Origin of the sequence: Mycolicibacterium parafortuitum (assembly GCF_002086815.1) — a bacterium.
GTDB lineage: Bacteria > Actinomycetota > Actinomycetes > Mycobacteriales > Mycobacteriaceae > Mycobacterium > Mycobacterium parafortuitum.
In genome coordinates this window covers 17,143-39,591 of the sequence record NZ_MVID01000006.1, presented here as the reverse complement: position 1 = coordinate 39,591, position 22,449 = coordinate 17,143, and the positions used below count along the sequence as shown (strand labels likewise).

The window sequence follows — 22,449 nt, the reverse complement described above, 5'->3', positions numbered from 1 at the left end:
TCCGCCGGCCGGCGCGTCAGCGCGGGCTCACCAGCGACGCGGGGTCGACCGGAAAGTCGAAGTAGGTGTCGGGGAACGGCTCCGGCTTGTAGGTGAAGTGCCACCACTCGTTCTCGTAGTTCTGTAGGCCCTGCTTCTCCAGGCCGTCCTTCAGCAGCAGCCTGTTCTTCAGTTGGTCGCCCTGGACGCGCGGGTCGAGAGTGTGCGACAGCGTGTCGAAGCAGTCGTATCCGGTGCCCATGTCGAGGGAGTTGTCGGGGAAGCGTTCCGAGACCGGCGCCGCACAGTCCACCAGCGGCTGCCCCGGCACGTACGCCTGCTCCGCGCGCGGCGGCAGCGAGACCAGCGTCAAATCGACGGTGCTGCCGCGGCTGTGGCCGGACTGTTCGGCGATGTAGCCGTCGGCGAACAGTCGGGTTTTGTCCACCCGCGGATAGAACTCCGCTTCCATCTGCCGGTCGGATAAATCGTTGGCCCAGGCGACGAATGAGTCGACGGCGCGCTGCGGCCGGTAACAGTCATAGATCTTCAGCGAGTAACCCTGGGCGACGAACTGTTGTTGGGCGCGCTGCACCGCTTCGGCCGCCGGGCGGGTCAGGATGCACGTCGGGGTCTGGTAGCCGTCGACGGGCTTGCCGGTGAAGTTGTGCGGAGTGACGTAGCGAATGTCCAACAGAATGGAGGGATCCACGTCGGTGAGTGAGACGAACTCCGGGGGAGCGACGGGTTCGGGTTGCGCCGCAGAAGTCGGCGCCGATGTGACGGCAATCAGGGACAAGGAGGCGGCCAGAGCCGCCCACGTCGGTCTCGCGCGCATTCCCCATTGCAGCACTCGAAGGCGATCGCCGCAGCGTCGCCCGGAAAGCCACCGGCGCCGGGCGCGGTCTAGGCGGCAGCACGTCGGGTGGGCGACCGGGTGCGCTGAGCAGGGGTGGCCGAAAGGGGGTCCATCACAGCGATCGGGGGCTCTGAGCAGGCGATTTGGTGCCTCCTTCGCATCCCGGTAACCTAGCTTCTACCCGTCGCGGGGTGGAGCAGCTCGGTAGCTCGCTGGGCTCATAACCCAGAGGTCGCAGGTTCGAATCCTGTCCCCGCTACTAGTTGGAAAAGCCCCCGGAGGAAACTCCGGGGGCTTTTCTCATGGGCGCGTGATCTGTGTGTGGTACCAACGACCAACGCGCCCTAAGCCGGCATCAGCGGTCTCATCACGTTTGTGTAACGAACCGCTGCGACGTCGCGAAAAACAACTGTGCGGTTAGGTGGGGCGCCAAGAGACAACATGATCGCGAAGGCCAAGTTCGTCCGTGTCTTCGCGATCTGCACCGTCGTCACCACGGCGCTCGGCACCACCGCTGGTCCTTCTGCGCAGGCCGACGACCGGGCAGCTGGGATATATGTCGGCGTCAACCAGCAACGCCAATCGTGCGGGGCGATCGGTGAGGACGCGCGTCTGACCGCGGCGGCCCAGCGGCATGCCGATGACATGCTGCGGAACCGTGTGTTCAGCCATGCCGGCTCGGACGGGTCGTCACCCCGGGCGCGCATGACCGAGGCGGGCTACGGCACCGCCGGGTCCACCGGTGAGATCGTTTTCTGGGCCACCGGGTCTGCGGCGACGGCGGACGCAGCTATCGCTTTCTGGATGCAAAGTCCCGGGCACCGAGCGATCATCCTCAATTGCGCATTCACCGCCGGCGGCTTCGCCACCGCCTGGGACGGCAACATGATGACCGCGGTCGGCGACTTCGCCGGTCCGTAACTCGCAACTGGGCACGGGCGTCCCGGACCGCGTAGAGCGGTTGGATGAACCGACGACAACGTATCGGTCTCGAAACCATATCTTCTGCAGGGGATTTGCTGCGCTACGCGCGTCGGCGGCGCCGAACGTCACCGTTCGGGTACAGCCTCGCGCAGAGTATTCCGCTGCTGCTGTCTGGAGCGATAAATTGACGACGTCGTCGTGACGGCGACGTTGCCTTGGTATCACAGACATTCCGCTGCGCGACCCGGAGCGGAAGTCTGCGCGTAAACGGATGGAGTGGTGGTCGGTGGCGATCTTTGATCGGCTCAGCATCAGAGCGGCGGCGGTCGGGGCCGGGATGTGCTGTGTGGCCTTGGGGTTGAGCCCCGCTGTCGCGCAAGCGGGCGGGGCCGAGTGCCTTCAGAACTCTGCGGGGGTGGATCCGGCAGCCGCAACCGTATGTGCGCCGATCACCGAGATGGCAGGCGTTCCGATGGCCCTGCCCGGGCCGCTGGCGCCCCCTCCGGTTGTGCCGCCGATCGCGCCGCCGCCCCCGCCGGCCGCGCCTCTGGTTCCGCTGGCTGGTGCTGCGGCCGATGGCCTTCCGTTGAGCAGCATGGGCGGTCTCGCCGGGAAGGGTGATCTGACGGGTCCGGCGCCAAGTGGAGCGCCGCTGCCGGGTCAGCCGATCATGCCTGGCCCAGGCAATTCCACCGGGCACTGAAACCTACGCCGGCGGCTCGCTCCCTAGGTGGGAGCGGGCCGCCGGTGTGGTTCGCCGACGAAGCGCACACCACGGCGCGTTACGGTGAAGTCAGCTGGTAACTAACGCTTTTCCTGTCCAGGCCTGCGTCCGGTAGCCCGTGCCTGCTCATGGCGTGAGCTCAAACCGCCTGAGCCGCAACGCTGAAGGATGTCCGGTGTCTCCGCAACCGAGCCGGTATCTAGCCGGAGACGACGCGAGGAACCTCGACGCCGTTCTCCTGCACGATGATCGGGTCTCCGACGTTGACTTTGTCGAAGTACCACTCGGCATCTTCGGTGCTGAGTCCGATGCAGCCGTGGCTGCCATTCTCATAGCCCATTTGATTGACAGCCCACGGCGCTGAATGCACGAAGAGACCGCGCGACGTGAACCTGACGGCGTATTCCACGTCGAGGAGGTATCCGTCGGGAGCATCGATGGGGATGCCGACACTGCTCGAATCCATCAGCACGTCGCGTTCCTTGGCCATGACGGAGTAGACACCTACGGGCGTCGGATATTCCGGACGGCCCATCGACGCCGGGAACACCCCGTTCTTGCCCCAGTTCGGCCGGTGGTGCGGCGCCGGCAGCGCTGTGGGGGGTTCGCCGTCGATAGTCACGGTGAAGGTGTGCTCCGAGAGGTTCGCGACTCCGATGACGGCTGGGCCGATGTTGAAACTTCTCTCGGGCAGGTTGCCCACCTTGAGCATGACCGTGCTGTGCGCTGCCCAGAACTTATCCGGAATCCACTGGGCGACATTGTTTTCCACCCATTCGAACCGGCCGCTCATCGCGGGCTCGGACTTGACGCGCAAAGCCTGCTCGGCAACGCGCCGATTGACCACGGGGCTGTCGAAGGTGACCATCACCGGATGCGCCACACCCACCACTGCGCCCTCCGCGGGAAGCAGTGATGCGATATCGGGCAGCGGGGACCAGTGCGCCGCTTTACCAGTGCTGATCGGTGCGGTAACCGTGCTGACAGCCACTATGCCGACAACGAGGGCACCCCGAACAGCCACGCGCATTGGACTCCGCACCCTTTCGAATTTGCAGCATCGCGATAATCCGTGATGCCGGAGACTCAACAATAGTGGTCGAAACCTGTTGTCTTCCTTCGAAACAATCAAGTATCTGTCACACTTCGGCAACGGCGCACGGGGTACTCGGTGGATGCTGCGGGCGGCTACTCGGGACTGGTGTGACCGATCTGGCGAAGTTTCTCGCATTCGGCCGGGCGCACTTTACGCGGCGGCCGGTTCCGACGTCGCGCTTCCGGCGTCGCCGCTGTCGTCCGAATCGCCGTCCACGTCGTCGGCCGGGGCGTCGTCTCCAGCATCGGTCTCGTCGGACTCTGCGACGTCCAAGTCAGCGACCTCGTCGGTGGACTCCGCCGTCTCGTCGTCGACCTCCTCGGTGACCTCGTCGCCCGGCGTGGCATCGAGCGCCTCTTCCGTGCCGTCCGCCCTTTCCGTGCCGTCCGACTCAGCGCGCTTCTTGGCGACGGTGACGGACTGCGATTCGCTCTCGTCGTCGTTCGGCTGCTGCGGGGCGGCCGCGGCGATGCTTTGGTCCAGGCCGGCCTCTGCAGTGTCCTCCGCGACCGTCGCCGTGACCGTCGACGCGGCCGGGCGGAACTCGTCGGCGATGTCGCGCACGGTGTCGGGGATGAAGTTGACCACCGCGCGGGTCACCTCGACCACGCCGTCGCGGACCGCGCGCACCAGCGCTTCGAAGTCACCCGAGGCGAACGCCTTGCCGATGTTGTACAGCGCGGTTTGCGGAGCGACCACCACGTCCCGCACGTTGACGAGCAGTTTGGTGACCAGCGACGGATCCGCGGAGACCTGCTGGCCCGCCCAGCTGACCAGCGTCCAGCCCTCCTCGTGGCTGCCGTCGATCACCACCGACTCGGTGTTGTCGAGCTGATGGCGGAGCATCAGGCCGAGATCGGGGTTGTCGACGTTCATCATCACCCAGAACATGATCGTGGCGCTGTGCGCGAAGGCCACCGCGTTCTCGTCGCCGTTGTCGGCGATCTGCTGGATCGCACCGTCCACCCTGGCGTCGAACGCGTTGCCGTCCTCCCCGCCGGGCACGGGCAGGAACCGGGCGCCCAGCATCCAGAGGACCGGGGCCAGCGCGTAGCCCACGCGGCCCAGGCCCTCGTCCTCGGACGCGCCTTCGAAGATGCCCGCCGAGATCTCCCGCAGACCGGGCAGGACCTGAACGCCGGACCCGGGCAGCAGCGCGAGCATCGGCTGGGCGGTCTGCTGGGTGCGCAGCATCGACGACACGTAGACACCGTCGAAGCCAATGCCGGCGAGGGCGGGCGCGACGGCCTCGGCCTGCGCCCAGCCCTTTTCGCTCAATCCGGGACCAGGCACCCCGGTGTCGATGATTCCCGCCGCGTTGGCCAGTGATTCGGCGTGACGCACGAACGTCAGCGTCATGGCCCACGACGGAATCGCGGAGACCAGTACGAGCAGCACGGCGGACAGCGCCGCGATCAGGACTGTCCGGACTCGACGTGTCAGTGGATCTCGCATCACCACTCCGTTCCTCGCGCCGTTGCGTTCGCTCACGGTACGACGCGCACGGTGCGGAAAGGGCCGAAACAGCGGTGCAGGTCGACCACCGTCGCCTCGGCCTGCGGAGTACGCCGTCATGCTGACGACCAGTGGTCGGTGGACGGGGTGTGGGCGTTCGCCGCGACGGCGCGTGGCGACCGAGGCTAACGCGCGCCCGCGTACCAGTGCGCGACGTCGTCGCCGCGTTCGAATCGCGCGAACCACCGGTCGGCGAACTCCGGCGTCGGCTCGTGCGCTGGGTCGTGCAGCGGGGTCTGGCTCAGCAGCACCCGAGATGCGGTGTGAATCTTACGTTTCCACGGGATCGCGTGGAACGCAGCAGGAACCCTCGGCTGTCGCGTCGCCCGGCTGCGGACCGCGTCGATCAGGCCGTTGAGCGGTTTGATGGTGTTGACGTCGATCGCCCGTTCGGCCAGCGGGACATGTTCGTTGATGCCGTCCATGATCAACGAACTGACCTCGGTCAGGTGTTTGACGATCCCGGGCAGCGCCCGCATCCGGTAGCTCTTGCTGCCCACCACGGCGTCATAGACGATCAGCGCCGAGCTGCGGTGCTCGACTTCTTCGACGAAGTGCCACACGAACAGTGACGCCACCCGGTCGTCACCGGTGCGGAAGAGTGTGTCCTCATAGTCGAGCAGCATCTTGAAGAACGGTGTGAACGTGGCCTCGAGGTCGGCGATGTAGGCCAACCGGTAGCGCAGCGGAGTCGTTTCGGTGACCTGGTCGTACGCGGCGTTCGACGCGTCGAACGTCTCCTGGAGCCCGGGGTAGGAGCGGATCAGTGCGCGTACATGTTGACGGTGTGAATTGGCGTGCTGGGCTTCCTGCCGCAGGAATGCCTCGGCCTCCTCGGCGACCGCCGGATCGCTGATCAGCGGCATCGCCTCGCGCACCGCCGCGACGATCATCTTCTCGAAGCAGATCGCCATGATCGAGACCATGTTCATGTACGTCGAGAACGCCGGGTTGGCCGGGTTCCAGTTGAACGGCACGGCGTCGTCGAAGTCGAACCGGATGCGCCGGATCTGCAAGGCCGTCATCGGTTTTCGCCTGTGCGTGGATCCACTGATCGCCCCTTGCCTATCGGGCCGTACCGAAACATCGACGATACAGTCATAGCAGAGGTGTATCGCCGAGGTAAAGGGGTCGCGGCGCTACAGTCGCAGCATGCGCACGCACGGCTGGCAGGGTGAACCGCCGTCCACGGACGACGAAGCCGTGTCGCGGATCATCGCCGCCACCCACCGGTGTGTGGCCGAGCGCGGCGCCCAGACCAGCATCGCGCATGTCGCGACCGCGCTCGGGGTCAGCAGAGCCACTGTCTACCGGTACTTTCCGAGCACCACCGCACTACTGCGCGCCGCGGCCGAAGACGGGACGCGACGCTTTCTCAGCCGGCTGGGTGAGGAGCTGCAGTCTTTCGACGACATCACCGACGCGATCATCGAGGGTGTGGTGCAGACCGTTGCCGCGGTGCCGCACGAGCCCTATTTGCAGCTGCTGCTCGACGAGCCGTCCCACACGCTGCTGCGCAGCGTCACCTCCGACGCCGCACGTGACATCGGTCGCCGGATGCTGCTGGAGAGCACCTCGATCGACTGGACGCAGGTCGATACCGAGCCGGCAGGCCTGGACGAGCTCGTGGAATGGGCGCTGCGCATCGTGCAGTCCTTCCTGACCAACCCGGGTGATCCGGCCCGCACGCCCGACGAACTGCGGCAGCATCTGCGGCGCTGGCTCGGCCCGGCGGTGCGGGAGTGGGCTGCGTCCTCCGCGCTACCCCTGGCCCGGCCCTGAGCGCCTGATGAGCCCTCACTTCGACTACCAGAGAAGCCCGTAGACGCTGGAGATCGCGAAGCCGTGCCCGCCGTAGGTTTTGCAGGTCACGGTGCCCTGATGTCCGACACCGCAACTGGCGCCCCAATTCTCCAGCCGCTGACCGGCGGGCAGCACGTCGACACCGTCCTGGGTGAACGTCGGCGTGGGGGAGTAGCGGTATTCGGCCGGGGCGCCGCTGGTCAGGAACGTCTGGTTGGTGCCCGGTGGGGCGTCCAGCGGAACGCCGTCGCAGCCGATGGGCCCGCCGTTGGGCCCGATGCCGCAGAACAGGCCGTCCGGCGTGCGGAAATACACGTGGTAGTTCGGTGGCGGACCGGGGCGGAAGGATCCTTCGGCGACGGGGTAGTCGTCGATCACGTCTGCCCCGGGCGGCGGTTCGGCACCGGCCACGGCACCGGAGAGCGTGGTCAGGGCGAGGGCAGCGGTGATCGTGGCGCCTCGGCGGATCATCTTCTCGACGTGCACGCTCCTACGGTGTCATGCGCGTCAACCCCTGGTTACGCTCGATGCACTGGTACGGCCGAATGTGGGCCCTATGTACACAATCCACAGAATTCGCGTACTTAAGGCCCACATTCGGGGTGCCCCGACCAGGTAGTCGCGGCCTATCCCGCCTGAGCGAGAAGCGGGGAGCCGTCACCCAACCGGTCGAACCGGCGGGCCCGCTCGGCCCGGCGGTCGGCATCGCCGCGTTCGGCCAACTCGGCCAGCGTCTGTCCCAGCACCGTGCCGACACGGTGGCAGAACGTCACGGGTTCTGCCACCGCATCGGGTAGTTCAGGGATCACGTGGTCGACGACGCCGGCGCGGTACAGGTCTGTCGATCGGATCCGCTGGGCGGCAGCCATTTCCGGCGCCTTGCCGGTGTCGTGGTACAGGATGGCGCCGGCGCCCTCCGGCGGAAGCGGGGACAGCCAGCCGTGCTGGGCGGCGAGCATCCGGTCGGCCGGAAGCAGAGCCAGCGCGCCGCCCCCGGTGCCCTGACCGAGAAGGACGGACACGGTCGGTGCGTCCAGAGCCACCATGTCGGCGATGCAGCGGGCGATCTCCCCGGCGAGAGCGCCCTCCTCGGCCTCCCGTGACAGCGCGGCGCCGGCCGTGTCGATGACGGTCACCAGCGGCACCGCCAGGTCGGCGGCCAGACGCATCCCGCGGCGGGCCTGGCGTAGCGCCGCGGGCCCGAGCGGGCCGGTGCGGCACGCCCGGTCCTGCCCGACGAGGATGCACGGCAAGCCGCCGAATCTGGTTATCGCCAGCACGATTCCCGCGTCCCTCTCGCCGTGGCCGGTTCCGTTGAGCATCACCGCATCACCGGCAGCGTGTCGCAGAAGCTGCTGGACGCCCGGCCGGTCGGCACGGCGCGACGCGACGACCGAATGCCATGCCGGCAGGTCGAGGCCTTCGTCCACCGCGCCCGCGCCGTCCTTCGTCTGTGGCGCGGGGGTGAGGATGCCGAGGATGCGGTCGACGGCATCGGCGAGGTCGGCCGGTTCCAGCACGGCATCGACGATTCCGTGGTCCTGCAGGTTCTCCGAGGTCTGAACTCCGGGAGGAAACGGAGCGCCGTACAACGCCTCGTACACCCGGGGGCCGAGGAACCCCACGAGTGCCCCGGGTTCGGCGAACGTGACGTGTCCCAGCGATCCCCAGGACGCGAACACGCCGCCGGTCGTGGGATCGCGCAGGTACACCAGGTAGGGCAGATGAGCGGCCTTGTGGTCGACCACCGCCGCGGTGATCTTGACCATCTGCAGGAACGCCGATGTGCCCTCCTGCATCCGGGTGCCACCCGAGGTCGGCAGTGCGAGCACCGGCAGCCGCTCGGAGGTTGCGCGCCGGACGGCGGCGGCGAGTCGGTCGCCGGCCGCGACGCCGATCGAGCCGCCGAGAAAACCGAAGTCGCACAGCAGAACTGCGACCCGATGGCCGCGGATGTCGGCAGCGCCGGTCAGCACCGCCTCGTCCGAGCCGGTCCTCGCGCGGGCCCTGCACAGTTCCTCGAGATAGCGGCCGTCGCCGGCCGGGTCGATGACGGGGGCGTCCCAGGACTCCCATGAGCCCGGATCGATCAGCACGTCGAGTAGTGCCGAAGCGCTGATGCCGCTCATCGCCGCACCGTCCCGGCCTCGGCGAGACGGTGGGCGAGAAGGTGGTTGTGGGCACCCAGCACCGGGGGAGCCGAATGCGCGGTGCGGGTGCGTTCCGTGCCGCCCGCATCGAAGAACCGCAAAGGCGGACCTGGCAATTCGATGGGTCCGAGGGTGTCGTGCTCGACCTGGATGAGCAGACCCTGCGACCGGGTCTGCTCCCACTCGTAGACCTCTCGGAGGGAACGGATCCGGCCTGCCGGCACCCCGATCTCGTCGAGCCTGGACAGCAGTTCCTCGGTGCCGTACAGGGTGAAGACGCTCTGCACGAGGTCGCGGACCTGCTTCTGATTCGTGACCCGGTCCGGGTTGGTCGCCATCCCCGGCGCGGTCGCGTCGAGGCCGAAGCCGGTGCAGAACCGCTGCCACAGCCCCTCGCTGCCGACTGCGATCTGCACAGCGCCATCGGCGGTGTCGAACAAGCCGTAGGGGCTGATGGACGGATGGTGATTGCCGGTGGCCTCACCGACCTGTCCGGCGACCGTCCATTTGGTGCCCTGGAACGCGTGCACGCCGACGACAGCGGCCAACAGCGACGCGCGGACCACCTGGCCGCGCCCGGTGCGCTGCCGTTCGTGCAACGCCGCCAAAACACCGAACGCGCCGTACATTCCGGCGAGTAGATCGGCGATCGGCACCCCGACCCGCTGCATGTCGTGCGGACCCGAGCCCGTCACCGACATCAATCCGGCTTCGCCTTGGGCGATCTGGTCGTATCCTGCGCGCCCGGCCTCCGGTCCGTCGTGGCCGAACCCGCTGATCGACAGCGTCACCAGCCCGGGATTGAGTTCCTCCAGCCGTGACGCGGAGAATCCGAGCCGGTCGAGGACACCGGGGCGGAAGTTCTCCATCAGCACGTCCGCCCGCGTGAGCAGCCGGGCCAGCGCGGTCTTGCCGTCGGCGGTCTTGAGGTCGAGTGTGACGGACTTCTTGTTGCGGTTCGCGCACAGGAAGTACGTGGATTCCCTTGTGCCATCGTCGGGTTCGACGAAGGGCGGACCCCAGCCGCGGGTGTCGTCACCGCCGTCGGGATTCTCCACCTTGATCACCTCGGCGCCGAGGTCGCCGAGCATCATCGCGGCGTGCGGGCCGGCGAGCGCGCGGGTCAGGTCCACGACGACAAGCCCTGCCAGGGGGCCGGACGAGTCGGGAGGAGGGGCGGGATGTGTCGAGATCGTCATGGGCGTCACCTCGGATTGGAATGGTGGCCTACTGGCCTAGCCAATTTAGGAAAGCAGCCGGGCCGTGGGGGTGTCAACGGTTCACGCCGATCTCTCGGGTATGACTTACGCCACTGCGGCCGTGCGCGAAAATGCCTGTGGCGTGCGCGATCTCAGATCGCGCACGCCACAGGTACGAGTGCTGTCAGAGCCAGCCGGGCGCCACCAGCACGGCCCAGGCAACCAGCGGCCCGATGGCGACGACGAGCGCGCTGTACTTGAGGATCTGTTTGTAGAACTTGTCGCGGTCCACCCCTTGGGCATTGGCCAGCACCAGCGCCCCGTTGGTCGAGAACGGACTGACATCGACGATCGTGGAAGCGATTGCGAGCGCGACGATTACGCCGACCGGACCGATTTCGCCGGCGAGCAGCAACGGCACCGCGAGCGGAATGGTGGCACCGAGAATGGCCACCGAGGATGCGAATGCCGACACGATCGCGCCGAGGTAGCACAGCAGCAGCGCGACCAGCAGGGGCATGCCGATGCTGGCGACCCCGTTGCCGACCCACTCGACGCTGCCCGCTTCCTGCAGCACCCCGACGAACGTGAGCACTCCGCCGATGAGAAGGACGGTGGACCAACTGATCTGGGAGACCGCACCTTTCTGGGCCTTCGGGGAGGCCAGTGCCAGCACCGCGGCCACCGTCATCGACACGAAGCCGATGTCGAGGTCCAGGATCAGTGAGAACAGTGCCAGGGCCGCGAGCCCGACAAGGGTCAACACCTGGTCGAATGACACCGTGCGACGGGGCAATGGGCTCAGTGCGGTGTTCGGCGGGGCCACCAGGGTGGCCGCGGATGCGCCGGTGCCGTGGCCGGAGAACACCGGGGGATCGCCCGGCCGGTGCGCGCCGTGCGGCGTGGGTCCGGATCCGCCGTCAGCCTCGTCGTCGACGTGGTCGCGGGTGGTTCGTCCCAGCAGCTTGCGGCCGCCGAGGAATGCGAACAGCAGGATGCCGATCCCGGCGTTGAAGAACAGGCTGCCCAGGAACAGGGTCAACGGACTGTTCACCAGACCCGCCTTCTCGGCGATGTTGTTGACGGTGACGCCGTAGATGCTGATCGGGGAGAAGCCGCCGGCCTGCGCCCCGTGGATCACCATCATGCCCATCAGCAGGGCGTTGATCTTGTATCGCTTGGCGAAGGTCAGCGCGATGGGCGCGATGATCGCGACCGCGGCCGGGCCGAGTGCGCCCAGGGCGGTCAGCACCGCGGTGATGCCGAACATCACCCACGGGATGAACGTCACCCGCCCGCGGACCAGCTGGAGAGCGCCGCGGACCATCAGGTCGACCGTGCCGTTGTTCTGCGCGATCGCGAATAGGTACGTGACGCCGACCAAGGTCAGGAACAGGTCGCTGGGGAATCCGGCGATGATGTCGTCGGTGCTCATCCCGACGGCGAGGGTGCCGACCAGGAAGGCGGCGACAAAGCCCAGGGTGCCCATGTTGATGGGCAACAGCGTCGCGCAGATGAACATCGCGATCAGGGCGAGGATTGGTATGAGCTCAAGCGGCATGGCTGTCTCCGGATATCCGTGAGTCCTCACCAGTGGACTACTGGCCTAGCCAGTACACCAGTGGGGTGGCTCACTGTCAACAGGGAATGTGATCCGTAATACCCGGGGGTCGGCGGTAGGCTGGCCAGCAAATGGCTCAGAGAGTAGGTGAGTTAGTGGTTGAGCAACTGCGTCCGGTGACCCGGCCTCGCCTCTACGAGGTCATCGTCGAGCAGCTGTGTGCGTACATCGCCGACAACGCGATGACCCCCGGGGGCCGGCTGCCCGCAGAGCGTGAGCTCGCCGCGAAACTCGGGGTGAGCCGGGCATCGCTGAGTCAGGCACTGGTCGCGCTCGAGGTCCAGGGGGTGCTGTCGGTGCGCCACGGCGACGGCGCGATCCTGATCCGGCGGCCGACCGAGGAGCGCGCGATCAAGGCGCTGCGCGAACACGCTGACCGCATCCCGGACATCATCGAGGCGCGCGAAGCGCTGGAGGTCAAGCTGGCGGGCCTGGCCGCGGCGCGGCGCAGCGACGCCGAAATGGCCGCCATCGACGCGGCGATCGCGAAGATGGAGGAAGAGGTCGAGGCCGGCGACCGTGGGGTGGTCGGGGACGAGATGTTCCACGAGGCGATCACCGCGGCGGCGCACTCGTCGCTGCTGGCGAAGCTGATGCACGAGATCTCCGGTCTGGTAAGGGAAACACGCATCGAGTCGCTGTCCCAACAGGACCGTCCGCGGGCGTCGCTGGAAGGGCACAAGCGCATTGCCGAGGCGGTACGCCGGCAGGACTCCGTCGGCGCGGCCCAGGCGATGGCCGATCACATCCGATTGGTGTCGGACGTCGCACTGATACGCGCCGGCGACTGAGCCCCAGCGCATACGGGACCTCGTCCGCGAACTCATCGCCTCCATCGACCCGCAGTCGCTGCTTCAGCGGATCGTCGAGCAGGTGTGCGCGCGGATACCGAACGCATCCGGCGCCTCGGTCGCGTTGAGGACTGCGGGCGGATTCCTCGAAGTCCTTGCCACGCACGGTGACACGGGTGCGATCCGGGGTCGGGTGGTGCCGGTCGCGGACACCTTCCAGGTCTACCCCCTGGAGTCGGGCAAGTCCGAGATCATCGGCGACACCGCCACCGACCCCCGGTTGACCCCGCAGGTGCGCGCGATCAGCGAGCGGCTCGGGGTCCGCAGTTGTCTGTCCATCCCCCTGATGAACGCGGGCGCGGCCATCGGCACGTTGTCGGTCGTCGCTCCGACGCCCTACGCGTTCGATCCGGCCAATGTCGAACCCATCTTGTCGATCACCGAATTCCTCGGGGTGTTGATCAACTCGAACGCCCAACTCGCCACGCTGCTGAATAATCTGCTGCACTCCACGGCCGCGCCGAGCCACAACCGCGCGGCCGCCGACTTCCTCGCGTCGGTGGTGCTCCCCGAACTGTCCGAGCGTGACGAACTGGAACGGGTCATCGATGAGGTCCTGCGGCACGGGCGCATCGATCCGGTGTTCCAGCCGATCGTCGAGCTCGCCACCGGGCAGGTCGTGGCTTTCGAAGGGCTGAGCCGGTTCGCCAGCGAACCCGTGCGGACCCCCGATGTGTGGATGATGATGGCGCACAAGGTCAATCGTGGTGTCGACATGGAGTTGACGGCGCTGCGTGGTCTGTTGGACGCCGCGCTGGCGATCCCGGACCGGTACTCGGTCACCGTCAACCTCAGCCCGCTGGCACTGGCCGATGCCGAGGTGCAGCAGGTGCTGCTGGCCTATCCGCAGAAGCTCGTCGTCGAGCTCACCGAGCACGAGCCTGCGCCCGAGCTGCTCAGCGTGAGCCTGGAGCCGGTGCGCAGACACGGGATCAAACTAGCCATCGACGACGCCGGAAGCGGCTTCGCCGGGCTGACGACGATCCTGCGGCTGCGGCCCGACATCATCAAACTCGACCGTGAGCTGACCATCGGCATCGAGGATGACCCGGCCAGGCGCGCGTTGGCGACGGCGCTGTCGCACTTCGCCGGCGACATCGACGCGGCGACCGTCGCCGAAGGCATCGAGAGCGATGTGCAGATGCAGCTGTTGCGCGACATCGGAATCCGCTACGGGCAGGGGTATCACCTGGCCCGGCCACAGTCCGTCGCCGCGTTACGCGACTCCGTGCTGTCGCGCCCGTAGGCCGTTCCTCACGTCAGATGCTGGCGCGGCGGGAGCACTTCGCGGCCGACGGCTCTCGCGCTGCTGACCGCCGGATACCCGACGTATCCGGTGAGGTGGTAGAGCACCTCCTCGAGCTCTTCGATGGTCAGCCCGTTCTGCAGCGCGATGGGGAAGTGGAACTTCAGTTCGTTGTCCGCGCGCAGCGCGATCAGCGCGCCGAGGGTGACGAGGCTGCGGGAGCGCCGATCCAGTCCTGGCCGGGTCCACAACGCGCCGAAGACATGCTCAAGGCCGAGTTCGCCTATCTCACCGGCGAAACCGTCGTCGCGCAGCGTCGTCGCGTCATCCGGGACGAGCCCGGGAAGGAGCTCCTTGAACACTTTGAGGCCTTCGGCACGGTTGTCGGTCATCGGTTCTCCTTCACTACGATTCACGCGAAATCTGGTGGTCGAGATAGGCGTCCCAGTCGTCGACCCTGCGTCGTAGATCCTCGACGACGTGCGGATGGGTCGGTACGAAGAACCGGTTGCGCAGGATCGCATCGGCGACGAGGTCACCGACCGTCGCCGGGTCGAGCAGCTCGTACTGGGTGCCCGGGGTGCGCAGCGCCGTTCCGGCGCCGAATGTGGGTACCGCGGTGGCGATGTCGGTCAGCACCGGCCCCGGGCACAGCAAGCTGACACCGATGTTCTTGGGCCGCAGATACAGCGCCAGCCCCTCGGTGATCTGCACGATGGCGGCTTTCGTCGCCGCATAGGGCATCCGATCGTAGGAATAGGTGAACAGCCCGGCGAACGACGCGGTGGTGACGATGTGGCCTTCGCCCTGCTCCAACAGCAGAGGCAGGAACGCCTCATTGCTGTAGACCACCGACATCAGGTTGATGTCGATGATGCGGCGCCACTCGTGCACGGGAATGTCCTGGGGCAGGCCGTTGGTCAGCACGCCGACGTTGTTCATGACGATGTCGACCCGGCCGAACCGGGACAGCGCCCGATCGCGGACGGCGTTGAAGGCGGACGGGTCGGCGACGTCGGTGGTGACCGCGAGGGCGTCGAGTTCGTCTGCCAGGGCGGTGATTCCGGCGGTATTACGGTCGACGGCGACGATCCGGGCGCCGTGGCCGGCCAGAGAAACCGCGGTCGCGCGGCCGATGCCGCTGGCCGCACCGGTGATCACCGCCACCTTGTCACGCAGCGTGTCCATTCGACGTCGCTCAGGCGGCGGTGGTGATCACCTGGGCGGCAGCCAGTGTCGGGAGCTTCACCGACATGCCTTCGACCTTGATCCCCCCGTAGGAGTAAAAGTTCAGGAAGCTGAACGCGGAGGTGAGCAGCTGCACCGTCACCGACTCCCCGGGCCTGAGGGTATGGCCGATCTGCTCCATCGTGAACGTCACGGTGCGCGACTGTCCGTCCAGCACCACGGGAATCGGCGTGACCTGGTTGCCCAGAACCAGGCCGGTCTCGTCGTCCACGATCTGGGCGTACACGTGCTTCGCGTTGCCGGTGCCCGAGTAGGTCAGCGTCAGCTCCGGCGCTCCGACCAGGTGCGTCAGCTCTGTCGCATCCGGAACGCGCAGGTTCACCGCGTTGAACGCCTTGGCCCCCGACGGGAGGCCCACGAAGGTGCGGACGAGGCCGCGGGTCAGGATCAGCGGGTTCGGGCCGGATCCACCGAGGAACGGCACGAACGCCAGCGACTGGCCGGTTCCTGTCAGCTCCGCGCTGATCGACTCGCCCGCCGCGACCGGATAGGTCGGCGAGGAATGCCAATCGCCGTGCTGATCCACCCACTCGAATTGCGGTCCCGGATCGACGGATTCGTCTCCCTTGACGTAGCGGTCCAGCCACTCCATCGTCTCGCGCCACACCACCTTCCCGTCGTTGACACTGCTCAGGCAGGTGCCGTGACCGCCGCAGAACCACACCACCTTGGTGGTGGTGCCCGCCTCGAGCAGGGCGCGGGCGTTCAGATCGGCGTGCGACAACGGGACCAACGTGTCGACCGTGCCCTGGACCAGCAGCGTCGGCGCGGTGATCTTGGCGAGCCGATCGGCGAACATGCGGCTGTTGAACAGATCGATGTCGGACTGGGAGGCCTTACCGGTCAGCACCGCGCCGACCACGGCGGGCAGGATCCGTTCGTTAGGGCGCGCACCGGTGATGACGAGCAGCGCGCTGAGGAACGTGCCCCACACGCTGCTGACCGCCTGGCGCGGGAAGATCGCGTCCACCAGGCTGTTCCACGCGATCGTCGGCACGATCGCGTCGATACGGTGGTCGACGATCGCCGACGAGAACTGGATGCCGCCGCCGTAGGACAGGCCCACCATCCCGATCTTCGGATCACCGTCGACCTTGGCCACCGCGTCCAGCGTCGTCAGCCAGCTGATGATGTGCGAGACGTCGCGGCCCTCGAAATCCGGTGATTGCAGTTGCATCCGCCCGCCCGAACGCCACTCGCCGCGCGGATCCCAGCTGACCACGTTGTAGCCGGCCTTGCGCAGCATGCCGATACCGACGATGTCGCCGGGCAGGAACGGATCGACGTCGAGCCCGAGTGTCGTCGAGCCGGGGAAGCCGACGCCGGGACCGTTGAGCACCGTCGGGGCCGACTCACCGTCCCGCAACCCGGTGGCGGGCATGAAGTGGACGTAGATCTCGGCTCCATCGAACGACCTCACCCGCACGGTGCGCGGCCGCGGCGCCCCGGGCGGGGCGTCGTGGTCCACCGGCCATCCGACCAGCGGGTGCAGGATCTCCGACACGAACGGGATCGCGTGGATCACGTTCACGATCGGGGTCACCACGAACCGGCCCAGCACCGGGACGTACTGCATCCACTCCAGCGGCGCGGTGACCTCGGTGACCACGACGTCGGTCGGAATCTCGTACTCGCCGGCCGCCACGGTCGCCGGTGCCGGGTTGTCGGCGGCGCCGGCGTCCTCGGTCTTGTCCCGAGCGGTGGCCAGCGCGGACAGCGCGACTGCCCCGGGAACAGCGGGGCTGTCGTCGGCGTCCGAGGGTGCCTCATCGGTGTCGGTGGCTACCTCGGTGTCGGTGTCGGTCGCGGTGTCGTCGGCGATCCTTGTCGAAACCCTCGTCGGCTTCGCGGACCGCCGCTGCGAGGCCGCGGAATCGGCGTCGTCGGCGGTGTCGTCCTGATCGCGTTCGGCGACCTCGGTGTCGGTGCTGGAGCCGGTGCCCCGGTCGCTGTCCGCGATGGTCTTCGACGGTTTCGTCGCGGAGGTGTCCGATGCCGAGGTGCCAGATGCCGAGGTGTCCGATGCCGAGGTTCCCGGACCGGACCCCGCGTCGTCGTCGGCGAACGCCGCGCCGGCACCCGCCAGGATTCCCGCCCCGATACCCAGTGCCAGCGCCAACCCGCCGACACGACCCACATACGTCCCCGCAGTCACGCTAAGTGCTTACCGTGTCCGTTCCGCTGTGTCACGGGATCGGGAAATGCCGGTGCGGCTAACGCTTGGGGAACAGGAAGATCCCGTCGGCTTCGACGGTCACATCGCCGCCGTGGGAGATGGATCCCTCGACGAAGGTCTTGCTGCCCTCGCTGTCACGGATCCTCGCCTCGGCGCGGAGGGGGCGGCCCAGCGGGGTGGGGCGGCGGTACCGCACCGTCAACGTGCCTGTCACCGCCGGCCTGCCGGGCTGATGCACGGCCGCACCGAGAACATGGTCGAGAATCAGCGCGCAGATGCCGCCGTGGACGTGTCCGGCCGGTCCCTCATATCCGGCGCCCAGCGTGAAGTCGGTGACCACGCCGCCGTCGTCGCGCTGCTCGACGGTCAGCGGGACCGCGATCGCGTTCCGCGCGCCGATCACCACGTTGCCCGCCGCGGGCGGCATGCCGTCGCCGTGTTGCACGCCGTACCAGCCCGGGATCGCATCGGCGGTCAATCGTGTTGTGATGGCGTCGATCTGGTGGCGCGCAGCGGTGATCGTCTCCTCGTCGGCGAGGGTGCGGATCGTCGCGTCGATGAGGTGACGCACCGATTCGGCCAGCGCGGCGGCGGGATCGTGGCTCACCGGTCCGCCGCGGCGAATCCGCCGTAGCCGCCTTGAAAGAACAGCAACGGCTTGACATCTCGGTTCGCGCGCAGTCCGGTCACGTGCGCCACCACGATGGTGTGGTCACCCGCGCCGTGCTCGTATTCGAGTTCGGCCTCGATGGTGGCGACCGTGCCGTCCAGAACGGGGGAGCCGTTGCGCCCCGGGGTCCACGCGAGGTCGCCGAACTTGTCCCTGCCGCTGGTGGCGAACTGGGTGCAGACCTCGCGCTGATCGTCGGCCAGCACGTTGATCGCCAGCCGTCCCGTGGCGCGGATCAGGGGCCACGACGTCGACGTCGCCGCCGGGCAGAACGACACGTACGGAGGCTCCAGCGACACCGATGTGACCGACTGGCAGGCGAACCCCAGCGGACGCGTGCCGTCGTGTCCGGTGATCACCGCGACCCCGGTGCAGAAATGTCCCAACACCGCGCGCATGGTCGCGGGATCGGGCAGGAGCAGTTCCGAAGTGGTGGTCATGGGTCTCCCAGGTGGGTCGCGGCGTCCGCTTCAGCGTCGGACGCCGCCCCGTCGAGCACAAGGCACCGTCCCGGCCACCGGTCGGTGCCACGATGCACCGGTTCGGGCATTGTTAACCTTGGACAGTGACCGACAGCGATTCTGGGCGCAAGCCGGGCCTGGCCGCGACCAGTTATGCGCTTCTCGGCCTGCTGTCCTACGAGCAGGAACTGTCCGGCTACGACGTCCGTAAGTGGATCGGCTGGACCATGCGGTTTTACTACGGAAGCCCCGCCTACAGCCAGATCTACAGCGAGCTCAAGAAACTTGAGCACCTCGGCCTGGTGACGTCCCGGGTCGAGAACACCGGCGGCGCCCGCAGCAGGCGGCTGTACAAGATCACCGCATCCGGGCTCGACGAGGTCACCCGCTGGGCCAACGAGGAGTCGTTCGATCCGCCGTCGCTGAAGCACGGGCCGCTGCTGCGGATGACGTTCGGGCACCTGTCCACTCCCGCGCGGCTGAAGGAGTTGCTGCAGGAGCACATCGCCTACGCCGATGAGATGGAGCGGGAGGCGGCCAAGGACGCAAGGCTGGCGGGCGCGGACCCGTCATGGGCATATGCCCGGATCGCATTGCGCTGGGCGGAGCGTTACTACGCCAACGAACGCGATCTGGCGCTGAAGATGATCAAGGAACTCGACGACGCCGAGGCCGAGTTCCCGCGCGGCACCGACGGCCAGGCCGCCGTCGCGTGGCCGAAGCCGGAGTACTGGTACGAAGTCGAGAAGCAGGCCGAATCCGAACCTGACGAGTAGGGTGGCACCGGTCGCGGCGTGAAACTCCATTCGCGTTGTGCACGAGGTGTTTTCGTCTGCGTTAGTCGTCGGACCCGAGTGCTTGACTGGGGTCATGTCCACAACCGGCAGCGGTGCACCGGCTGAGGTGTCTCAGTCGGACCGGTTGGGGACGCTGTTCGAGGAGCTGTCGGAATTGGCCGGTCAGCGCAACGCGATCGACGGCCGGATCGTCGAGATCGCCGCCGCGATCGACCGCGAAGGACTACTGGGGATCACCGGGGCGCGGTCGGTGGCGGCGTTGATCGCGTGGAAGGTCGGCACCTCGCCGCGTAATGCGAAAGCCATCGTCACGATCGCCGACCGGCTCGACGAGTTCCCGCGCTGCGCCGCGCAACTACGAGAGGGCCGGCTGTCCGTCGACCAGGTCGGAGTGATCGCCGAACACGCGGGCGAGGGGTCCGACGACCACTACGCGCAACTGGCCCAGAGCGCCTCGGTCAGCCAGCTGCGCACCGCGCTCAAGCTTGAGCCCAGACCCGAACCCGAACCCGTCGCCGACCCGCTCGACGATGACAAACCGCCCGCCCCACCGCCGGTGCCACAGCCCACGGTCACTTCCACCGGAAGCGACACCGACTACGTCTACTGGCAACTCAAACTCCCACACCTGGACTCCGCGAAATTCCAGGCCGCTCTGCAGTCCCACCACGACGGGCTGATCGCGCAGTGGAAACACGACCACGACGACGAGTCGAACGAGCAGCAGCCGCCATGGCCGACGGTGGGCAACGCGTTCATGACGCTGGTCGAGGCCGGCTGGGACGCCGAGGCCTATCGCCGCCCGCACGGCCAGCACACCACGGTGGTGGTGCACGTCGACGCAGACACCGATGTCGCCGCACTGCATCTGGGCCCACTGCTGACCAGTGAGGAACGCCGCCACCTGACATGTGATGCCACCTGCGAAGTCTGGTTTGAGCGCCACGGCCGCCCGATCGGCACCGGACGGGCCACCCGCACCGTCGGCCGCCGGCTGCGACGCGCGCTCGAACACCGTGACCGCTGCTGTGTGGTGCCCGGCTGTGCCTCGACCCGAGGCCTGCACGCTCATCACATCGTGCACTGGGAGGACGGCGGGGAAACAGAACTCGACAACCTCGTCCTGGTCTGCCCGTACCACCACCGCGCCCACCACCGCGGCCTGATCACCATCACCGGACCCGCCCACCGACTCGCCGTCAGCGACCACACCGGGCAACCGCTCAAACCCGGATCGCTGGCCCGCCCGCCGACCAAGCCGCCACCCGACGTCGGCACATATCCGGGTTCGTCCGGAGAGCGCGCCGACTGGTGGTGGTACAACCCCTACGAACCGCCGCTGCGGAACTAGCCGGCACGTCCGGCGGCGTCCATCGCCGCGACGTAGCCGTACACCAGCCCCTGCGCGATCGTCGCGCCCGCACCCGGGTACGTCGCGCCGAACGCGTTGGCGGCACAGTTGCCGATCGCGTACAGGCCCTCGATCGCCGCGCCGTCCTCGCGCAGCACCCGCGCGCGCTCGTCGGCGCGCAGGCCGCCGCAGGTTCCGAGGTCGCTGAGCACCATCTTCACCGCGTAGAACGGCCCGTCGGTCAGCGGGCGCAGGTTCGGATTCGGGGTAACGGTCGGATCGCCGTAGTAGCGGTTGTAGGCGCTCTCGCCGCGGTGGAAGTCCGAATCGATTCCCGCACTTGCCGATTCGTTGAACCGTCGCATCGTCGCGGTGAAGGTGTCGCGGGGCACCCCCATGTGGTCGGCCAATGTGCCGAGATCGTCGGCGCGGCAGGCGATCCCCGCGTCGTACCAGCTCTGCGGAATCGGCATCCGCGGGAACAGTTCCGCGGCGAAGACATAGCTGTTGCGGTACTTCTGGTCGAACACGATCCACATCGACTCGACCGGTTGCCCGGTGCGCTCCAACTCCAGGATCCGCTGACCGAACGACATGTAGTCGGCCGACTCGTTGGCGAACCTGGCACCGTTCTGGTCCACGATCAGCGAGCCGGGCAGCGAGCGCTCGGCGAGCATCACCGCGGGCGCCTTACCCGGCAGCGGGGCCACCGCCGGGAACCACCACGACTGGTCCATCAAACCGATTGCCGCGCCCCGGTCCTGCGCGATGCGGATGCCGTCACCGGTGTTGGTGTCGGCGCCGAGGCTGACCCCGGAGTCCAGGGCTTCGGACTGGAACTTCCGGCGCATGTCCATGTTGTGGTCGAATCCGCCGGCGGCGAGCACCACGCCGCGCCGTGCGGTGACGGTGATCTGCCTGCCACCGTGCGAGACCACGGCGCCGGTGACCCGGTCGTCCTCGCCGGTGAGTTCTTCCAGCGCGGTCTGCGTCCACACCGGGATTCCGGCACGCAGCACACCGGCGAACAGGCCCGCGGCCAGCGCCTGCCCGCCCGCGGCGTAGCGCCGGCCCAACAGCAACCCGCCGACGCCCTGGCCGAGCCGCTTGGCGATGGTGGGCAGACCCTTACGCGGCACGCGGGTCATCAAATTCAGCCACCGGTAGTCCGCACCGGTGGTCGGCATCGGGATCGTCACCTCCATCACGCCCGGCCGCAGCCGGGGGAGGTACTCCCCGAGGATCGAGGTGTTGAGCGGACGGCACTCGCAGGTACGGCCCGCAGCGCTGCCGCCGGGGTGTTCCGGGTGGTAGTCGGAGTACTCGCGAGCCCAGAACAGCTTCATCGGCGTGGTGCGGCGCAGCATGTCGACGGTCGCGGTCAGGTTCTTCACGAATCCCGCCGAGCGCTCGGTCGGTGCGGTGCCGTCGACCACCGAGTCCAGGTAGGTCTGAGCGCGTTCGGCGCTGTCGTTGGCGCCCGCGGCGTCGAGCACCTGACTGGCGGGCAGCCACAGCGCCCCACCGGAGCGGGCCGTCGACCCACCGACGTATTCGGACTTCTCCACGATCAGCACCGACAGGCCGGCCTCGTGGGCCGCCAGTGCGGCGGCCATGCCGGTGCCGGACCCGACCACCAGCAGGTCGACGGTGGTGTCCGAGACGGGAAGGCCGGCGGGGATAGTCGCAGAAACAGCGGTCACGGCGTCGACGCTAGAACGCGCCACAGTGCGGCGGTAATCGGCCTCCTGATGAGTGGAACAGCGGGGGTCCAGGCGC

Annotated in this window: 20 protein-coding genes and 1 tRNA gene; 7 read left to right on the top strand and 14 right to left on the bottom strand. The window is 67.7% G+C overall.

The window, feature by feature from the left end:
- Window positions 1–16: 16 nt before the first annotated feature.
- The gene (locus tag BST38_RS09505) at window positions 17–817 is read right to left on the bottom strand and encodes a M15 family metallopeptidase (RefSeq protein WP_083143043.1); all 801 of its coding nucleotides are present in this window, start codon (window positions 815–817) and stop codon (window positions 17–19) included.
- A 206-nt stretch (window positions 818–1,023) separates the two neighbouring features.
- Between BST38_RS09505 and BST38_RS09500 the strand changes: the two genes are divergently transcribed.
- Window positions 1,024–1,097, top strand: a tRNA-Met gene (locus tag BST38_RS09500).
- Window positions 1,098–1,279: 182 nt separating this feature from the next.
- Complete coding sequence (locus BST38_RS09495; protein ID WP_083143042.1) at window positions 1,280–1,759, top strand: CAP domain-containing protein; 480 nt, start codon at window positions 1,280–1,282, stop codon at window positions 1,757–1,759.
- A 926-nt stretch (window positions 1,760–2,685) separates the two neighbouring features.
- Here BST38_RS09495 and BST38_RS09485 read toward each other — a convergent pair.
- The 3 genes from BST38_RS09485 to BST38_RS09475 all read right to left on the bottom strand — a co-directional run bounded on the left by BST38_RS09485 (window position 2,686) and on the right by BST38_RS09475 (window position 6,122).
- On the bottom strand, window positions 2,686–3,516 hold the full coding sequence (locus BST38_RS09485) for a L,D-transpeptidase (RefSeq protein WP_083143040.1): 831 nt from the start codon (window positions 3,514–3,516) through the stop codon (window positions 2,686–2,688).
- Between the two features lie 216 nt (window positions 3,517–3,732).
- Window positions 3,733–5,037, bottom strand: a complete 1,305-nt coding sequence (locus BST38_RS09480; RefSeq protein ID WP_083143193.1) for a histidine phosphatase family protein — start codon at window positions 5,035–5,037, stop codon at window positions 3,733–3,735.
- A gap of 185 nt (window positions 5,038–5,222) precedes the next feature.
- On the bottom strand, window positions 5,223–6,122 hold the full coding sequence (locus BST38_RS09475) for a metal-dependent hydrolase (RefSeq protein ID WP_083143039.1): 900 nt from the start codon (window positions 6,120–6,122) through the stop codon (window positions 5,223–5,225).
- Between the two features lie 127 nt (window positions 6,123–6,249).
- On the opposite strand from BST38_RS09475, the gene BST38_RS09470 reads away from it, so the two are divergent.
- On the top strand, window positions 6,250–6,879 hold the full coding sequence (locus tag BST38_RS09470) for a TetR/AcrR family transcriptional regulator (RefSeq protein WP_083143038.1): 630 nt from the start codon (window positions 6,250–6,252) through the stop codon (window positions 6,877–6,879).
- Between the two features lie 24 nt (window positions 6,880–6,903).
- Here BST38_RS09470 and BST38_RS09465 read toward each other — a convergent pair whose 3' ends face one another.
- The 4 genes from BST38_RS09465 to BST38_RS09450 form a co-directional block, all read right to left on the bottom strand.
- Window positions 6,904–7,371, bottom strand: coding sequence for a hypothetical protein (locus BST38_RS09465; protein WP_083143192.1), 468 nt, complete (start codon window positions 7,369–7,371; stop codon window positions 6,904–6,906).
- Between the two features lie 155 nt (window positions 7,372–7,526).
- Window positions 7,527–9,029, bottom strand: coding sequence for a carboxyl transferase domain-containing protein (locus BST38_RS09460; RefSeq protein ID WP_083143037.1), 1,503 nt, complete (start codon window positions 9,027–9,029; stop codon window positions 7,527–7,529).
- A complete protein-coding gene (locus BST38_RS09455; protein ID WP_110781706.1) occupies window positions 9,026–10,249 on the bottom strand; it encodes a CaiB/BaiF CoA transferase family protein in 1,224 nt (407 codons plus the stop codon). Before BST38_RS09455 ends, BST38_RS09460 begins: the two co-directional genes overlap by 4 nt.
- Window positions 10,250–10,433: 184 nt before the next feature.
- Window positions 10,434–11,810 carry an SLC13 family permease gene (locus BST38_RS09450; protein WP_083143036.1) on the bottom strand — a complete coding sequence of 459 codons (1,377 nt, stop codon included), beginning with the start codon at window positions 11,808–11,810 and terminating at the stop codon, window positions 10,434–10,436.
- A gap of 155 nt (window positions 11,811–11,965) precedes the next feature.
- Between BST38_RS09450 and BST38_RS09445 the strand changes: the two genes are divergently transcribed.
- Entirely contained in the window at window positions 11,966–12,661 is a 696-nt protein-coding gene (locus BST38_RS09445) for a FadR/GntR family transcriptional regulator (protein WP_083143035.1), read from the top strand.
- Between the two features lie 10 nt (window positions 12,662–12,671).
- Window positions 12,672–13,967, top strand: a complete 1,296-nt coding sequence (locus BST38_RS09440) for an EAL domain-containing protein (protein ID WP_083143034.1) — start codon at window positions 12,672–12,674, stop codon at window positions 13,965–13,967.
- A gap of 8 nt (window positions 13,968–13,975) precedes the next feature.
- Here BST38_RS09440 and BST38_RS09435 read toward each other — a convergent pair whose 3' ends face one another.
- Genes BST38_RS09435 through BST38_RS09415 form a run of 5 tightly spaced genes read right to left on the bottom strand, consistent with a single transcriptional unit; the run spans window position 13,976 to window position 18,501 of the window.
- Window positions 13,976–14,359, bottom strand: coding sequence for a carboxymuconolactone decarboxylase family protein (locus BST38_RS09435; RefSeq protein WP_083143033.1), 384 nt, complete (start codon window positions 14,357–14,359; stop codon window positions 13,976–13,978).
- A gap of 13 nt (window positions 14,360–14,372) precedes the next feature.
- On the bottom strand, window positions 14,373–15,155 hold the full coding sequence (locus BST38_RS09430) for an SDR family oxidoreductase (RefSeq protein WP_083143032.1): 783 nt from the start codon (window positions 15,153–15,155) through the stop codon (window positions 14,373–14,375).
- A 10-nt stretch (window positions 15,156–15,165) separates the two neighbouring features.
- Window positions 15,166–17,370: a S15 peptidase family protein gene (locus BST38_RS09425; RefSeq protein WP_237160714.1), complete on the bottom strand. Its 2,205-nt coding sequence runs from the start codon at window positions 17,368–17,370 to the stop codon at window positions 15,166–15,168.
- Between the two features lie 58 nt (window positions 17,371–17,428).
- Complete coding sequence (locus tag BST38_RS09420; RefSeq protein ID WP_083143030.1) at window positions 17,429–17,998, bottom strand: hotdog domain-containing protein; 570 nt, start codon at window positions 17,996–17,998, stop codon at window positions 17,429–17,431.
- Window positions 17,995–18,501 (bottom strand): flavin reductase family protein, encoded by a 507-nt coding sequence (locus tag BST38_RS09415; protein ID WP_083143029.1) that lies wholly within the window; start codon window positions 18,499–18,501, stop codon window positions 17,995–17,997. Before BST38_RS09415 ends, BST38_RS09420 begins: the two co-directional genes overlap by 4 nt.
- 125 nt (window positions 18,502–18,626) lie before the next feature.
- On the opposite strand from BST38_RS09415, the gene BST38_RS09410 reads away from it, so the two are divergent.
- Complete coding sequence (locus BST38_RS09410; protein WP_083143028.1) at window positions 18,627–19,298, top strand: PadR family transcriptional regulator; 672 nt, start codon at window positions 18,627–18,629, stop codon at window positions 19,296–19,298.
- Window positions 19,299–19,392: 94 nt separating this feature from the next.
- The gene (locus tag BST38_RS09405) at window positions 19,393–20,670 is read left to right on the top strand and encodes an HNH endonuclease signature motif containing protein (RefSeq protein ID WP_083143027.1); all 1,278 of its coding nucleotides are present in this window, start codon (window positions 19,393–19,395) and stop codon (window positions 20,668–20,670) included.
- Here BST38_RS09405 and BST38_RS09400 read toward each other — a convergent pair.
- Complete coding sequence (locus BST38_RS09400) at window positions 20,667–22,373, bottom strand: 3-ketosteroid-delta-1-dehydrogenase (RefSeq protein WP_083143026.1); 1,707 nt, start codon at window positions 22,371–22,373, stop codon at window positions 20,667–20,669. The two genes, BST38_RS09405 and BST38_RS09400, sit on opposite strands and share 4 nt — an antisense overlap.
- Between the last annotated feature and the right edge of the window lie 76 nt (window positions 22,374–22,449).

Excerpts from the sequence above, each read along its gene's own strand:
- BST38_RS09505 (WP_083143043.1), bottom strand. The coding sequence starts at position 817 with ATGCGCGCGAGACCGACGTGGGCGGCTCTGGCCGCCTCCTTGTCCCTG.
- BST38_RS09495 (WP_083143042.1), top strand. The coding sequence starts at position 1,280 with ATGATCGCGAAGGCCAAGTTCGTCCGTGTCTTCGCGATCTGCACCGTC.
- BST38_RS09485 (WP_083143040.1), bottom strand. The coding sequence starts at position 3,516 with ATGCGCGTGGCTGTTCGGGGTGCCCTCGTTGTCGGCATAGTGGCTGTC.
- BST38_RS09480 (WP_083143193.1), bottom strand. The coding sequence starts at position 5,037 with ATGCGAGATCCACTGACACGTCGAGTCCGGACAGTCCTGATCGCGGCG.
- BST38_RS09475 (WP_083143039.1), bottom strand. The coding sequence starts at position 6,122 with ATGACGGCCTTGCAGATCCGGCGCATCCGGTTCGACTTCGACGACGCC.
- BST38_RS09470 (WP_083143038.1), top strand. The coding sequence starts at position 6,250 with ATGCGCACGCACGGCTGGCAGGGTGAACCGCCGTCCACGGACGACGAA.
- BST38_RS09465 (WP_083143192.1), bottom strand. The coding sequence starts at position 7,371 with ATGATCCGCCGAGGCGCCACGATCACCGCTGCCCTCGCCCTGACCACG.
- BST38_RS09460 (WP_083143037.1), bottom strand. The coding sequence starts at position 9,029 with ATGAGCGGCATCAGCGCTTCGGCACTACTCGACGTGCTGATCGATCCG.
- BST38_RS09455 (WP_110781706.1), bottom strand. The coding sequence starts at position 10,249 with ATGACGATCTCGACACATCCCGCCCCTCCTCCCGACTCGTCCGGCCCC.
- BST38_RS09450 (WP_083143036.1), bottom strand. The coding sequence starts at position 11,810 with ATGCCGCTTGAGCTCATACCAATCCTCGCCCTGATCGCGATGTTCATC.
- BST38_RS09435 (WP_083143033.1), bottom strand. The coding sequence starts at position 14,359 with ATGACCGACAACCGTGCCGAAGGCCTCAAAGTGTTCAAGGAGCTCCTT.
- BST38_RS09430 (WP_083143032.1), bottom strand. The coding sequence starts at position 15,155 with ATGGACACGCTGCGTGACAAGGTGGCGGTGATCACCGGTGCGGCCAGC.
- BST38_RS09415 (WP_083143029.1), bottom strand. The coding sequence starts at position 18,501 with ATGACCACCACTTCGGAACTGCTCCTGCCCGATCCCGCGACCATGCGC.
- BST38_RS09405 (WP_083143027.1), top strand. The coding sequence starts at position 19,393 with ATGTCCACAACCGGCAGCGGTGCACCGGCTGAGGTGTCTCAGTCGGAC.